The 14,409-nt window shown below is 72.2% G+C and carries 10 protein-coding genes; 3 read left to right on the forward strand and 7 right to left on the reverse strand.

Going from position 1 to position 14,409, the window contains the following annotated elements; translation table 11 throughout:
* Positions 1–16 precede the first annotated feature (16 nt).
* The 4 genes from BG482_RS30485 to BG482_RS30500 are packed head-to-tail and all read right to left on the reverse strand — an operon-like array spanning position 17 to position 3,890.
* Positions 17–988 (reverse strand): NAD-dependent epimerase/dehydratase family protein, encoded by a 972-nt coding sequence (locus BG482_RS30485; protein WP_069772408.1) that lies wholly within the window; start codon positions 986–988, stop codon positions 17–19.
* Positions 988–1,776 (reverse strand): sugar transferase, encoded by a 789-nt coding sequence (locus BG482_RS30490; RefSeq protein ID WP_218108802.1) that lies wholly within the window; start codon positions 1,774–1,776, stop codon positions 988–990. Before BG482_RS30490 ends, BG482_RS30485 begins: the two co-directional genes overlap by 1 nt.
* Positions 1,777–1,812: 36 nt before the next feature.
* Positions 1,813–2,820 (reverse strand): glycosyltransferase family 2 protein, encoded by a 1,008-nt coding sequence (locus tag BG482_RS30495; RefSeq protein WP_069772410.1) that lies wholly within the window; start codon positions 2,818–2,820, stop codon positions 1,813–1,815.
* Complete coding sequence (locus tag BG482_RS30500) at positions 2,817–3,890, reverse strand: glycosyltransferase (protein ID WP_069772411.1); 1,074 nt, start codon at positions 3,888–3,890, stop codon at positions 2,817–2,819. The genes BG482_RS30495 and BG482_RS30500 overlap by 4 nt, the downstream gene beginning before the upstream one ends.
* A 125-nt stretch (positions 3,891–4,015) precedes the next feature.
* Here BG482_RS30500 and BG482_RS30505 point away from each other — a divergent pair, with 125 nt between their 5' ends.
* Positions 4,016–5,428 (forward strand): polysaccharide biosynthesis tyrosine autokinase, encoded by a 1,413-nt coding sequence (locus tag BG482_RS30505; protein WP_069772412.1) that lies wholly within the window; start codon positions 4,016–4,018, stop codon positions 5,426–5,428.
* Between the two features lie 8 nt (positions 5,429–5,436).
* Entirely contained in the window at positions 5,437–6,855 is a 1,419-nt protein-coding gene (locus BG482_RS30510; RefSeq protein WP_069772413.1) for an O-antigen ligase family protein, read from the forward strand.
* 1,080 nt (positions 6,856–7,935) lie between these two features.
* Here BG482_RS30510 and BG482_RS30515 read toward each other — a convergent pair.
* The 3 genes from BG482_RS30515 to BG482_RS41655 are packed head-to-tail and all read right to left on the reverse strand — an operon-like array spanning position 7,936 to position 13,193.
* Positions 7,936–9,495, reverse strand: coding sequence for a lipopolysaccharide biosynthesis protein (locus tag BG482_RS30515; RefSeq protein WP_069772414.1), 1,560 nt, complete (start codon positions 9,493–9,495; stop codon positions 7,936–7,938).
* 54 nt (positions 9,496–9,549) lie between these two features.
* Positions 9,550–10,599 (reverse strand): LCP family protein, encoded by a 1,050-nt coding sequence (locus BG482_RS30520; protein ID WP_079142342.1) that lies wholly within the window; start codon positions 10,597–10,599, stop codon positions 9,550–9,552.
* Positions 10,599–13,193: a polysaccharide biosynthesis protein gene (locus tag BG482_RS41655; protein WP_256096529.1), complete on the reverse strand. Its 2,595-nt coding sequence runs from the start codon at positions 13,191–13,193 to the stop codon at positions 10,599–10,601. The genes BG482_RS30520 and BG482_RS41655 overlap by 1 nt, the downstream gene beginning before the upstream one ends.
* 416 nt (positions 13,194–13,609) lie before the next feature.
* On the opposite strand from BG482_RS41655, the gene BG482_RS30530 reads away from it, so the two are divergent.
* The gene (locus tag BG482_RS30530) at positions 13,610–14,359 is read left to right on the forward strand and encodes a TetR/AcrR family transcriptional regulator (RefSeq protein ID WP_069772415.1); all 750 of its coding nucleotides are present in this window, start codon (positions 13,610–13,612) and stop codon (positions 14,357–14,359) included.
* Positions 14,360–14,409 lie beyond the last annotated feature (50 nt).

Raw genomic sequence — 14,409 nt, forward strand, 5'->3', positions numbered from 1 at the left:
CCGGCGGGCCGGGCAGTCAGCGGCGGCCCGCGACGGGGCGCTCGCTCGGGCGGAACCCGCGGGAGGCCTGCTCGGCCCGCACCATCGCGGCGAGTCCGCCGCGCAGATCCATGACGGGCCGGTAGCCGAAGGCGTCCCGCGCGACGGTGATGTCGGCCGCCGTGCGCCGGGCGTCCCCGGGGCGCGCGGGCCCCCGCACGACGTCGACCGGAGCGGCCAGTTGCCCGAGCAGCTCGATGACCTGGTTCATCGTCACCTCGCAGCCCCCTCCGAGGTTGGCGACCCCGCTCCACCCGGACAGGGCGGCCGCGCGCATGCCGCGTACGACGTCGTCGACATAGGTGAAGTCCCGGCTCTGCCCCCCGTCGCCGTACATCGGGAAGGTCCGGTGCCCGCAGGCGGCCGCGACCAGCCGCGAGAAGGCCATGTCGGGCCGCTGCCGCGGGCCGTAGACGCTGAAGAGCCTCAGGGAGGCCGTCGGGACGCCGAAGACCGTGCGGTAGGTCTCGCACAGCTGCTCCGCGGCCAGCTTGGTGACGCCGTACGGGGAGACGGGTCGGGGCCGCAGGGTCTCCCGGGTCGGGTACGTCTCGGCGTCGCCGTACACCGAGGAGCTGGAGGCGAAGACGAGCCGCCGCAGCCCGGTGTCCCGTGCCGCTTCGAGCACGCGCTGGGTGACGAGGACGTTGCGTTCGAGATAGAGGGGGAAGTCGGCGCCCCACGATCCCCGGACGCCGGGCTGGCCGGCCAGGTGGTAGACCGCGTCCGCCGTCGCGAACAGCGACTCCGGCCGGAACCGCAGCAGGTCTCCCCGGCGGAAGGAGAACCGGTCGCGCCCGAGGACCCGGGCGAGGTTGCGGCGCTTGAGCACGGGGTCGTAGAACTCGGTCAGCGCGTCGACGCCGATCACCTCGTCCCCGCAGGACAACAGGTGTTCGCACAACCGCGAACCGATGAACCCGGCCGCGCCGGTCACGACGGCACGCATCAGGATCCGCCTCCTTCGGCACGGCGGGACCGCCTCCGGCGTCCCAGCCCCTCCCCCGTCGCGGCGAGCACATAGAACAGGGTCCTCAGCGTGAGGACCAGCACCCTGGGCACCGTGGCATGGCGCAGGAACTCCGCGTCCATCTCGGTGCGCTGGGCGACGAGAACCCGCAGGTAGTACTCCTCGGGATCGGCACGGCCGTCGAGCCGGCGGGCGTAGGAGCGGGATCGCAGCTGGCACGGCCCGGTCAGGCCGGGGCGGTACCGGAAGACCCAACGGCACTGCGGGGGGTAGCGCTCGGCGAGGTGCGGGACCTCGGGACGGGGACCGGCCAGCGTCATGTCCCCCCGCAGCACGTTCCACAGCTGCGGGAGTTCGTCGAGGCTGAGGCGGCGCAGCACGCGGCCCAGACCTGTCACGCGCGGATCGTGGTCGCAGGTCACCTCGGGACCGCCGTCGCCCTGTCTCATGCTCCGGAACTTCAGCAGGGTGAACTCGCGGCCGCCGGCCCCCACACGGGCCTGGCGGAAGAGAACGGGCGCGCCGCTGGTCGCCTCGACCAGGAGCGCGATGAGCGCCAGCAGCGGCAGGAGCAGGACGAGCAGCGTGAGCGCGAAGGCGATGTCGAGGGTCCGGCGCGCGGGACCGAGCCGTTCGGCACCCATGAGCAGCCGGTCGTCGTGGCGAGCGGTGTCGATGACGTCCATCCGGTCCCCTCGCCCGGTCCCTGCTCCAGCCTGCTGCCGGGCTGCCGGGGCGCCCTTCGCGGCTTCGTGTTCCCATTCCACGCTGATACTGTACGTTTACATCGTAAATCGGGCAATTCAGAACGCCGGGCCCGCGGAGGTGGCCGCCTCCCGCGCACCGGGCCTGCCCTGTTCGCCCAGCCAGCGCAGGAAACGCCATTGGACGGCCAGGTTGGCGCGGACGTCGGCGCGCTGCCCGCGCAGCACCGCCGCCGCCAGGCGCGCGACCGGCTCCACGGACAGGCTCAGGGCCGTCAGCATCCACGCCTCGGGCCGCGTCCAGTGCGCGAACGCGTAGCGGGTCCGGCTGCAGAGCATCAAGTAGTGCCTCCAGGCACCGAGTTGGGAGGAGCTCACCTCCTCGGCGTGAAAGACGCGCGCCTGGTGCACATGACAGGAGGGCAGCCCGGCCTGCCGGGCCCGCAGCGCGAAGTCGACCTCTTCGAGGTAGAGGAAGTAGCGCTCGTCGAAGCCCCGCAGTGCGTCGAACAGGGTACGGCGCACCAGGAAGCAGGCGCCGATCACCTGGTCCACGGGGCCCGAGCGGGGCATCTCGCGCGGCCGCAGATGATGCGGCGGGAAGAGCGAGGGGGCGAGCCGGTCGAGCCCGGTCATCTTCCCCACATAGATGCGCAGACTGGGAAAGCGCGAGCAGGAGATCCGCGGACGGCCGTCCTCGTCCACCATCAGCGCCCCGAAGATCCCGTACGCCCCGGCGTCCGGGGTCTGCAGGAACTCACCGAGGACACGCAGCGCGTCCGGATAGATTTCGGTGTCCGGATTGAGGAAGAGCAGCAGGCCGGAGTCGCAGAGCGCGGCACCCTGGTTGCAGGCGGCCGCGAAGCCGACATTGCGAGCGTTGCGCACCACGTCGAGCGGAATCCCGGGAGTGGCGAGAGCGTCCGGCGAACCGTCGACGGAGGCGTTGTCCACGACGACGACCCGCGCCACCGGCAGCCTGGACCGGTCGGCCTCGACGATCGAGCGCAGACAGGCACGCAGGTGCCGGCCGGCGTTCCAGTTCACGATCACGATGTCGACGGCCGGCGCGGTCCGTCCGCCCGGCGGCACGACCGCTTCACTCATGACGTCACCGTGCCCAGTTCCATGGCCGCCTCCCAGCGGGGCAGCCAGGCGTCGTACGAATAGCAGGACGCCGCGACCTCCCGGGCGCCATGTCCCAGCCGCTCCCTCAGGGCCGTCGAGGCGCCGAGCAGACCGAGGATCGCCTCGGTCCAGTCGTCCTGAGTGCAGGCCGCGGGCATGCCGAAGCGGGCCAGGAGCTCGGCGTTGACGCCCACCGGGCTGGCCACCGCGGGCAGGCCCACGGCCGCGTACTGGAGGAGTTTGTATCCGCACTTGCCCCGGTTGTAGTCCGTCGGGGCCAGCGGCATCAGTCCCACATCCATGCCGGTGAGGGCGGTTCGCTGCACGTCCGGACTCCAGGCGACCCGGTCCACCATGGGCTCCAGGGCGCCGAGGGCGGGCGCTCCCGTGCCGACGAGCAACAACCGCGCCCCGGTGCGCCGGTGGACCCGCGCGAGCGCGGGGGCGATCAGCCGCAGGTACGCCTCGTTGTGGGGCGAACCGATCCAGCCGAGCCGGGGCGGATCGTGCAGCGCGTAGGAGACCTTGGGCGTGTAGTCCTCCAGGGCCACGCAGCTCGGGATCACCACCACGTCACGGTGGTGCCGGGAGGCCCAGTCCGCGAGGACGGCGTTGCCCGCGATGACCCGGTCCGCGTGACGAACGGCCACCCGTGTCTTGCCGGCCTTGGGCGCGAGCCGGCGCAGGACACCGCCTTCACCGCGGTCCCACTGCAGGGCGTCGTCGAAGTCGTACACGCCGAAGTCCGCGCTCGCGAGCAGGCGCCGTTCCCACCAGCCGCGGCTGAGCGGCGAGGCTTCACGGTGCAGCAGCAGCCGCCGGGGGCGGGCGCTCGCGAGCGCGGCCAGCCGGAGTTCGGCCCGGGCCAGGTTCACCGGGTGGCGGACGAGGCGTGAGGCGGCCGCGTCCGGGAGTGAGAGATAGCTGCCGACGGCGAAGTCGGCGCCGACCCGGTCCAGCCACTGGAAGACCCGGACCCGGGAACTGCCGGCTCCTCTTCCGTAGGGGGTGACCGCGCAGCGCTCCAGCCGTGGGGGGCGTCGGTCCATGATTCTGCGTCCCAGCCGTATGCTGATATCGTATGTTTACGGCGTAAATCGGTGTGATCTCACTATTGCTCCCCACTTCCGAAGACGTCAAGCGCGGCCCCATCGGCCCGCGCGGAGGAGCCTCCATGGATCTCCACGACTACATCGACGTGATACGCCAGCGCTGGCGGTTCGTCGTGGTCTGTGTGCTGCTCGGGCTGGCCGGGGCCGTCGCCGCGACGATCCTGACCCCGCGCACCTACACCGCGACCGCGCAGCTCTTCGTGGCGACCAGGGACCCGAACAGCGCCGCCGCCTACCAGGGCGGCCTGTTCACCCAGGAGCGCGTCAAGTCCTACACGCGCATCGTCACCAACCCCACGGTGCTGGCCGGGGTCATCTCCGAACTCCAGCTCCGCACGACCCCCGAGGAGCTCGCGAAGAAGATCAGCGCCCAGGCCCCGCTCGACACGACCCTCGTGGACATCCGGGTCGGCGACGGGTCGCCCTTCCTGGCCCAGGACATCGCCGACGAGACGGCCAAGCAGTTCACGAAGTACATCACCGCCGTCGAAGGGTCCCCGGCCGGAGCCCCGCCCCTGGTCAAGGCCAGTGTCGTCGGCGGGTCCCAGCCGCCCACCACCCCGACCAGTCCCCGTCCCGGGCTGAACATCGCCATCGGCATCCTCGCCGGACTCGCCGTGGGCGTCGGCGGCGCGGTGGTGCGCAACTCCCTGGACACCGCGCTCCGTTCGGGACGCGACATCCGCACCCACCTGAACCTGACCACGGTGGGCGTCCTTCCGCCGCCCGATCCCGACCGGCCGAACTCCTGGCAGTCGTCCGGGCCCACTCCCCGCACGGAGGCACTGAACCAGTTCCGTACCCAGCTGCGATTCGGCGCCGGAGGCAGCCTTCCCGGCTCGCTGCTGATCGCCGGCGCTCTGCCGGAGGAGGGGCGCACCAGCACCGCGATCGACCTGGCGACCGGCGTGGCCCGCACCGGCCAGAACGTGATCATCCTGGAGGCCGACCTGCGCCGGCCCCGGCTGGCCGAGGAACTGGGGCTGCCCGCCGGCCCCGGTCTCGTGGGTGTGCTCAGCGGCGAGTGCGCCCTCTACGACGCCCTGCAGAACTGGGGTGACGCACGGATACGCGTGCTGCCGAGCGGACCGGTCCCCGGCGACCCGAACACACTCCTGTCCTCGTCGGAGATGAAGGCGCTCGTGCGCTCGCTGGAGTCGGACGGCGGTCTCGTGGTGGTCGACAGTCCCCCGCTGCTCCCGTACGCCGACGCGGTCGCCCTGGCTTCCGTGACCGAGGGCGTGCTCTTCGTCGTCCGGTCCGGCAGGACCCGCCGAGACGACGCCTCCCGAGCCCTCGACAGCCTCGCCGCGGTCCACGCGCGGGTCCTCGGCGCGGTCCTCACCGCCGCACCCGCCGGCCGGCGTCCGCGCCGTGCCCCGGACCGGCCGAGCCGCAGCCGGTACGAACGCTCCTCCCCCGCGGGGCGCGCGATGGCACCCGGTGCGGGAACGCACCGCGACCAGGCCGGGTGAGTCGTCGGATGACGCAGCATCAGACCGACATGGCGCTCGTGATGGGCGTCCTCGCGCTGCTCTCGCTGATCCCGGCGACGATCGCCCTCCGCCGTGCCCGCGCCTTCGGCGACTGGGACCTCACCTCGACGATGATCCTGCTCGTCGGCGTCCTGGCGAACCTGTCGACCATCCTCTACGTCGTGCACTCCGGCCGCTCCGAGCGGCTCGACTCGTTGGGCGACGTGGTGATCGGACTGCCCACGTGGGTGAACCAGATCGGGTCGGTGGCCAACGGCACGATGCTCGTTGCCTGTCTCGCCTTCGCCCTGCACCGGCTGCTGATCGCCCGCGCGAAGGTGCGCGCGGCCCCGCTGATCGCCCTCGCGCTCGCGTTGCTCCTCACGTTCTCCGACGGCCTGCACGGCCTGGAGCTTCTCGCGCCCCGGCAGCTCGTCCTGCTGGCCGCGCTGCTGGCCGCGGCCGTCGCCCGTCCCGGACGCCCGGCGTTCGTCGGCGGCGCGGCCGTGGTCCTGCTGACCACGCTGCTCGGCGGGGTCGAAGCCCTGATCCAGCCCGACACCGTCCTGCGGGAGTGCCGGCCGGACAACCCGTGCGGTGTGCTCGGCATCCTCTACGCGGGTGTCTTCACCAACGAGAACATCTTCAGTCTGCTCCTGGTCGTGGGCATCCCCTTCGTCTGGCTGGGGCTGCGCGGGCCCGTGCGCATCGTCCTGGCCTTCTACGTCGCCTTCGTGGCCGTCGCCAGCGGCAGCAGGCTGGCCACCGCGACCGCCCTCGCCACACTGGCGTTCCTCATCGTGCTGCGCCCCCGACTCCCCGAGGAGGCGAAGCCGGGCGACCGACGGGTCTCGACCGGAAAGCTGCTGCTCACCGCGCCGATCCTGGGTGTGGCCGCCGCGGTCGGTCTCATCGCGCCCTTCCACCACCCGGGCCCCGGCACCCTCGGGGACCGCGCCCTCATCTGGGACATGGCCAGGGACGAGCTGCACGACGGCACCTGGTTCGGCCTGGGCGGAAAGGCGTGGGCCGCGAAGTACCCCGCAGGCGAGATCCCCGCCGCGGTGTCACCGTCCCTGCACAACCAGTGGATCGACCTCCTGTTCGCCGGCGGCGTCGTGGCCCTCGCCCTCTTCGTGATGCTGCTCGTCGTGCTGCTGGTGCGGGGCGGGGCGACCGCCTACCCCGCCGCCGCGAGTGTGCTGCTGCCTGTCCTGCTCACTTCGGTCCTGGAACGCCCCTGGTCGTTCAGCATCAGCAACTCACTGACCTTCGCCCTGGTCACCGCGGTGTTGGTGCCTACGGCACTGCGTCGAGCAACCGCTGCAGCGGCTCCAGGGTCCGGTTCCAGTCCAGCTGAACTGCCTGCTCGTACGCCTCGTCGCTCGCCCTCCGCCACCGGTCCGGTGCGCTCAACCCGTCGATGACCGAGGCGAACGAGTCCTCCGTGTAGGGCACCGATCCGCGCAGCAGGTCCAGGTGACGCCGCCAGCCGGGGACGAGGACGGGCAGTCCCTGCGCCAGATAGTGCAGGTGCTTGGCCGAGAATCCCTCACGGCGCAGCAGGTCCGTGGTGCAGGTGATCAGCCCGAACTGGTACTCCCGCAGGACTTCGGGGGACGCGTAGCCGCGGTAGTCGAGGCCGAGCGCCGGGTCGGGGGGCGGCCCTCCGTACACATGGATGCCGGGGTACCTCCGGCTCAGCCGGGCGAGCAGCGGGAGGTCGATGAACCGTGAGCTCAGAGAGCCGAGGTAGGCGACGCGCGGCGGCTCGGCGAAGCGGGCCCGTTCCTTCGCGGGGGTGCATCCCCAGTTGAGCTGGACGAAGTTGCTTCCGCTGATCCCGTAGTGCTCGCGTGCGTAGCGGCCGTACGACTCCCAGGAGAAGGAGAGGTTCTCCATCCCGTCCAGGAAGTCCGTCTCCCAGTGCCGGAACCGTGCGTGCTGGCGGTCGGTGAGGCGATGCTCGTAGAAGACCTCGTCGGCCCACGGGTTGGGGCAGTCGTACAGGGTCCGCGCCGAGGTGCCCGTGGTCAGGACGCCCGAGTCGAAGGGCGTCTCACAGATGACGAGGTCGAAGTCGTCGAGAGCGAGCTCATCGGCGAGGATGCGCCGCCGCAGCCGGTGGTCGGTCCTGAGCACGTAGTACGAGAAGTGCCTGCGGCCGAACCTCCAGCGCCTGGTGAGCACCTTGGAGGCGACGTCGTTGGCGTACAGCGCGAGTTTCACGGGGCGCAGGGAACCCGGCAGCATCCGGCCGACGGAGCCCGGCTCACCGGAGGCCCGCGCCAGGCAGTTGGTGTCGACGAGCCGCACGTCGTGGCCGCGGTCGCGCAGGAACTCCTCGATGGCGCGGGGCTTGACGGTGTTGGCGAAGCCGTCCAGCTGCGCCAGGATCAGCACGCGCCGCGGCCGGGTGGCGGGTCCGGCCTCTCGCTCGACGGTTGTCATCGTCGTCTCCTCCCTCTGCGGGGGTTCGGGGAGTTCATCGGGTCGGGTGCGTGGGATCACGGGGTCTCCTCGCCGGGCGTCGCCCGGTCCACGATCCCGGGAAGGAGCAGGGCCCAGGCGAGCCCGATCGCGGCCAGGACGGGAACGCCGGCCAGCGCCAGGGGCAGGACCCCGTGCCACCCGAGCTGCAGGACAAGCAGGTTGCCGAGGCAGGCCACGAGCGCCGCCACGAGGGTCACGGGCCACCAGCGTCCGGGCAGTCGCCGGTCCCGCAGTCCCGCCAGCCGCCGGCACAGCACCACGAAGTACACCGAGCCCGCCGTGATGCCGACGGCGGTCGCGAGGACGACGCCCATGACACCGAACAGCAGGGTCAGCGGCACGGTCAGCGCCAGGTTGACGGCGGTGGAGAACCAGGAGTAGCGCGTCTCGTGGCCCGGCAGGCCGATGGCGCGGACGAAACAGGTCCGGATGCCGGTCAGGGCGACCTGAACCGAGTAGCCGGCCAGCAGGACCGCGGCGACGGCACCGCTGAGGGCGAGGCCCCGGCCGAGCCACACCTGGACGGCGAGTCCGACGGAGGCCGTCGTGATCACGCCGTAGGCGAGGACCGCGGGCAGCCAGCGGGCCTCCAGCACGGGGAACTCCCGCACCGCCCCCGGCAGTCCGCTGCGGGCGAAGACCCGGGTCATCCGGGTGAGGATGGGCGGAAAGCCGTACAGCGGAAGGCTGCGCAGGCCGGTGGCGGCCTGATAACCCGCCGCGTAGATGCCCACGTACCGCACGGGCAGCATGGCGGCGATCACCAGGGCGTCGATCTCACCGTTGAGGAAGACCGTGAAACCGGACAGCTGCATGCGCAGGGCGTAGGCGCCGAAGTCGCGGAGCTCGGCGCGCGGCGGCAGCAGCGGCCGCCGGACCCGGATGAAGCGTGCCCCCACCAGGAGACCGGCGACGGTCACCAGGAGGTATCTGCCGAGGGTCAGCAGCGCCAGCAGCGGCAGGTCCCCTCCCTCCCTGACCAGGACGACCACGCTCACGGCGTACGCCACGCTCGCCCCGACGCTGACCGCGGCCAGCGGGCGGAACCTCGCGTTGGCCTGGAGGAGGGCGATCGCCGAGTTCGAGGCAAGCGCCAGCGTGAGCAACGGACCGAGGAGCACCAGGAGTTGCTCCGCCTCGCCCTTGAGGTGGTCCGGGACGTCCACCGCGGCGGTGATCACGGGCGCGAGCAGCAGGCTCAGACCCGTGACGATCAGACCGAGGAGGAGGAAGGCGGCCAGCGAGCCTGTCACCAGCCGTCCCGTGCTCTCCTTGTCGCCGTGAGCGCCGTGGAAGGCGTGGAAGCGCGCGAGCGACGCGCCGATGCCGCCGTCGAGCACGGTGAGCGTGGCGAGGAAGACCAGGATCAGCGACCAGACGCCGAACCGGTCCAGGCCCAGCCGGTGGATCAGGTACGGGGTGAGGCACAGGTTGGCGACCAGCGGGGCGGCCTGGGCGAGGCCGCTGTAGCCCATGCCCGAGGAAAGACCCCGCGGCCGCCCGCCCGGCGCCCCCGGTTCCGCGCCGTCCACCGGTGTGCCGTCCGTCCCCTTCTCGTCCCCGGTCGACCGCACGGCGGGACCTGCCGGAACGCCGCCTGTCTGCTGCCGGGGACGCATGACCTTGCCTCACGGCCCGGTGGCGGGCGTGTGTCCGGTCTCGACCTCGTGCCACAGCGACCGCAGCTTCTCCTTGTCGAGGAGCAGGGCGTACTGGCGTCGGATCATCTCGGAGCGGACGATCGGCGCCGTGGAGAAGCGCGCGTCCGAGGCGCTCAGGTGGCGCAGGCCGAGAACGAGGTTGCGCAGATCGCCGTTGGTCATGCCGCTGTCGACGCTCACGGTGCGGGTGATCGCGTCGAGGGTCCGGCCGGTCGCGAACGGGTCGGTGAGGCGGACCCCGCCGCGCACCTGCGCGACCAGGCTGCGCAGGAACTGCTGCTGGCGCTTGATGCGGTCCAGTTCGCCGCCCGGCAGACCATGGCGCTGTCGGACGTACGCCAGTGCCTCGTCGCCGTTCATCGTCTGCTTCCCGGCGGTGAAGGCCCGGTGCTGCTCGGGGTCGTAGGCGTTCGCGGGGACCGTCACGGGGACACCGCCGACCGCGTCGGTCAGGGACTTGAAGCCGTGCCAGTCGACGACGCCGAAATGGTCGATCCGGGTCCTGGTGAGCTGTTCCACGGTCTTGATGAGAAGGGGAGGTCCGCCCCAGGAGAACGCGGCGTTGACCTTCGCGGAGCCGTGGCCCGGGATCGGCACCCAGCTGTCCCTCGGTATGGACAGGGTGTAGGCGGTGCGTTCGCCCGGACTCAGGTGGACGAGCATCAGGGTGTCGCTGCGCTGCGCTCCCGGCTTCCACAGGTCCGCCGTCGCGTCGCTCCCGGTCGTCGGGCGCTTGGAGCGGCTGTCGACACCGGCCAGCAGGAAGGTCGTTCCGTTGTCGTGCCCCTCGGTCTTCTGCGGGCGCCGGTCCTGCGGGAACGCGTGGGGGATCCGGGTCACCTGGTCGCCGTAGTGGTTCGTGCCCCACCAGACTCCGCCGGCCAGGAGCCCCAGCAGGGCCAGCAGGGCGACGAGGCCGCCGATCAGCACGCCGCGCACGACGCGGCGGCGCTTCCGGCCGTTGGAGCCTGGCTCGGGCCTCGGCGGCCACGTGGTCCATTCGCGAGGGGCGGACATCAGAAGTCGTCCGGGTAGGGATCGGCCATGACGGCGGGTGTCTGCCGGCCGGACGCGGATTCCGGGAAGCCGGGGAAGAGCCCGGCCAGCACCCGGCGCACCGCGCCGGTGTCGTTGCGCTCGGCGGCGGCGTTCAGGGCGGCCAGCACGGCGGCGAGCGCGGAGGGGTTCTCGCGCGGGGCGGAGGAGGTCGCGGCGAGGATCCGCGGATGGGCGGTGTGCGTCTGGTCCTCGTGGGAGGAGAACAGCGTCTCGTTGAGCTTCTCGCCCGGCCGCAGGCCGGTGAAGCGGATGTCCACGTCCGGCACGTTCAGGGAGCGGGCGAACCTTCGGACCAGGTCGACGATGCGGACGGGACCGCTCATGTCGAGCACGTACACCTCGCCGCCCTCGGCCATGCGCGCCGCCTCCAGGACGAGTCCGACCGCCTCCTCGACCGTCATGAAGAACCGGGTGACGTCCGGGTGGGTGACGGTCACCGGGGATCCCGATCCCAGCTGCTCGGCGACGACGGACAGCAGGGACCCCCGGCTGCCCAGCACGTTGCCGAAGCGGACTGCGGTGAAGACGCTTCCCTCGGGGGCGCTGCCCTGGGCGTCGCTCACGATGAGTTCGGCCAGTCGCTTCGTCGCGCCGAGCACGGACACCGGGTCGGCCGCCTTGTCCGTGGAGATCAGGACGAAGCGTTCGGTACCGGCGGCGGCCGCGGCCCGGACCAGGTTCTCGGTGCCCCGCACGTTCGACTTCACGCCCTCGCAGGGGTGCCGTTCGAGGAGAGGGAGGTGTTTGTGCGCCGCCGCGTGGAAGACGGTCTCGGGCCGCAGCTCGCGGAAGATCTGGTCGATCCTGGGACGGTCCCGGATGTCGGAGATGACGATGTCGTCGCTGAGCAGCGCGTCGCCGTACAGCTCCAGCTGGAGCCGGTGGAGGTTGGACTCGTCGTGATCGAGGAGGAAGAGCCGGCTGGGGCCGAAGGCGCGCACCTGGTGGCACAGCTCGCTGCCGATGGAGCCGCCGGCGCCGGTCACCAGGACCCGTCTGCCGACGATCGTGGACCGGGCTTCGGGGCTCACCACGTGCATCTCGGTGCGGCCGATCAGCTGGTGCACGTCCAGGGCCCGCATGTCGCTGCCGACCACGTCCCGGCGCAGGGCGGCGATGAAGGAGGGAAGGTAGCGGACGCTGGCGCCCGTGGCCTCGGCCTCGCCCACGACGTGGCGGAAACGTTCGCGTCCCAGACCCGGGATGGCCAGGACCACCGCTTCGATGCCGTGGGCGAGCACGGTCTCCCGCACTCCGTCCACCTCGCCGAGGACAGGCAGTTCACCGATGACGGCGGCTCGGCGCTTGTCGGGGTCGTCGTCGAGGAAGCCGACGGGGTCGAGCCCGAACTGGGGGGTCCGCGCCAGATCGCGGGCGAGCGCCCGCCCCGCCTCGCCCGCGCCGAGCACGAGCGTGCGCAGACCGGTGGGCCGGGGCGGTTCCGGGGGCGCGGCGGCAGGGGCGGGCGGGGGCGGGGGCGGGGTGTGCGGCTGGGCGAGGCGGGCCAGTTCGTCGCAGACCCGGTCGACCGCGCTGTCGGCGAGCTCGAGGTGCAGGGGCAGGGAGAGGAGCTGGGGGAAGAGCGCGTCGGCTCCCGGCAGGCCGCCGGGCGGGATCGTCGCTGTGGCGCGGAAGTAGGGCATGTGATGCAGCGGGATGAAGTGGACCGAGGTGCCGATGCCGCGTTCGGCGAGCAGTTCGCTCAGCTCGTCCCGGCTCCTGCCGTACTCCGGCGTCACTCGCACGGCGTAGAGGTGGCAGGCGTGCCGGCCGGGGGTGGGGACATCCAGGGGCTCGATGCCGGGCAAGCTCTCCAGCGCCGCCGTGTAGCGCCGGACGAGTTCGTGGCGGCGCCGCTGCCAGTCGTCGAGGTGGCGGAGCTGGGCGCGCCCGACGGCGGCCTGGACGTCCGTCATGTTGGCCTTCAGGCCCGGGCCCTCGACGGTGTACCGCCAGCTGCCGCCCGGCATGTCGCGTCGCCAGGCGTCGGCGGACATCCCGTGGAGCCGGGCCCGGCGGATCCCTTCGGCGAGCTCCGGGTCGTCCGTGGTGACCATGCCGCCGTCACCGATGGGCAGGTTCTTGGTGGCGTAGAAGCTGAAGCACGTGGCGCGTGACAGGCTGCCCACGGGCCGGTCGCCCACCGCGGTGCCCAGCGCGTGCGCGGCGTCCTCGATCACCCGCGTGAGCGGAAGCTGCGCGGCCTCGGCAAGGGCTGTCACCGGGGCGGGGGCTCCCGCGTAGTGCAGCACCATCATCGCGTGGGGACATCCGCAGGCTCTGGCCGCGCGGGAGACGGTGGCCTGGTCGGCCATGGCGGTGCGCGGGTCGACGTCGACCAGGACGGGCTGGAGTCCCGCGTGCAGGACGGCCTGGGCGGCGCCGCAGAACGTCACGGCCGGCAGCAGGACCTTGCCGCCGGGCGGCAGGCCGAGGCCGCGCAGCGCCAGCTCCAGGGCGGCCGTGCACGAGCTGACGGCGACTGCGCGTTCGGCCTCGACGTAGGCCGCGAACTCCTTCTCGAAAAGCCCGGTCTCGTTTCCGGTGGTCACCCAGCCCGAGGCGAAGACACGCTGGACAGCGCTGCGTGCCTCCCGGCTGATATGCGTGACGGCGAACGGAACGTCCGGTTCTCCCGCGTGTTCGCGCGGACCGGAGGCGGGGTGCGGTGCTTCGTGCTCGCGCGGTCCGGCGCCGGGGCGCGGCTCTGGGGAATCGCCCGGACCGGCGCGGTGGTGGGAGCTCCCGTTCCGGGCGTCCCGGGCCGTTCCCCCCGGCGGCTTGCGGGGCCGCGTCCGTCCGACTGTCATCTCCTGCTCCCCGGTGCCGACTCCGCTGGGGAAGAATGGCGACGTCACATTCATCCGAATGGCGTAAGTTTACGCCGTATAGATACACCTTGCCCCCGTAGCTGCATAGAGTCAACACGAGCAGGATCTCGGGCGGGCGGGCCGTACGGAGGACAGGCATGGCCAAGGAACGTACGCGGGGCAAGGACGGCGAGGCCCCCGCACCGGCGCGGCGCGCGAGCGATCGGGGCCACTACGGGCGGCTGAGCCGCGAACTGGTGCTCGCCACCGCCCTGGACCTGGTGGACGAGGAGGGCCTCTCCGCACTGAGCATGCGCCGGCTCGGCGCCCGGCTCGGCGTCGAGGCCATGGCGCTGTACCGCTACGCGGAGGGCAAGGACGCCCTGCTGGACGGACTGGTCGAGGCTCTCTACCTCGAACTGGTCGAGCGGCTGTCCGCCGGTTCCCCGCCGGAGGGCGCCACCCCGCCGGACCCGGCCGCGTGGCGCGGCGAACTCCACCGGATCGCCCGGGCGACCTACGAGGTCTGCCTGGCCCATCCCCAGGCCGTGCCGCTGCTCACCACGCGCATGCTCGCCGTTCCGCTCGCCAGGAGGCCCCTCGCCGTGCTGAAGGAACACGAGCGGGTGCTCGCGCTGCTCCGGGACGCGGGGCTCGGCCCGGACCGCACCGCGGCGGTCTTCCGCGCCTTCACCGGCTGGGTTCTCGGCTACGTCGCCGTGGAGCTGCGCGCCATGGTGGACAACCCCGAGGAGGAGGACCCCGCCTTCCGTCTGGGACTGCACCGGATGCCGCCCCAGGAGCTGCCCCGGCTCCGCGAGAGCGCCGCGACGCTCGCCGAGCGGGGTGGCCCGGAGGGCCTGGAGGCCGGCCTGGACGCCCTGCTGGACCGCTTCGCGACGGACTGAACCCGGCACGGAGAGACCGGGGCGCCGGGACAGGGGACGCCGGGACGCCA

It is taken from the genome of Streptomyces sp. LUP30 (assembly GCF_001746365.1).
Taxonomy (GTDB): domain Bacteria; phylum Actinomycetota; class Actinomycetes; order Streptomycetales; family Streptomycetaceae; genus Streptomyces.

Excerpts from the sequence above, each read along its gene's own strand:
- BG482_RS30485 (WP_069772408.1), bottom strand. The coding sequence starts at position 988 with ATGCGTGCCGTCGTGACCGGCGCGGCCGGGTTCATCGGTTCGCGGTTG.
- BG482_RS30510 (WP_069772413.1), top strand. The coding sequence starts at position 5,437 with ATGACGCAGCATCAGACCGACATGGCGCTCGTGATGGGCGTCCTCGCG.
- BG482_RS30505 (WP_069772412.1), top strand. The coding sequence starts at position 4,016 with ATGGATCTCCACGACTACATCGACGTGATACGCCAGCGCTGGCGGTTC.
- BG482_RS30520 (WP_079142342.1), bottom strand. The coding sequence starts at position 10,599 with ATGTCCGCCCCTCGCGAATGGACCACGTGGCCGCCGAGGCCCGAGCCA.
- BG482_RS30495 (WP_069772410.1), bottom strand. The coding sequence starts at position 2,820 with ATGAGTGAAGCGGTCGTGCCGCCGGGCGGACGGACCGCGCCGGCCGTC.
- BG482_RS30530 (WP_069772415.1), top strand. The coding sequence starts at position 13,610 with ATGGCCAAGGAACGTACGCGGGGCAAGGACGGCGAGGCCCCCGCACCG.
- BG482_RS30500 (WP_069772411.1), bottom strand. The coding sequence starts at position 3,890 with ATGGACCGACGCCCCCCACGGCTGGAGCGCTGCGCGGTCACCCCCTAC.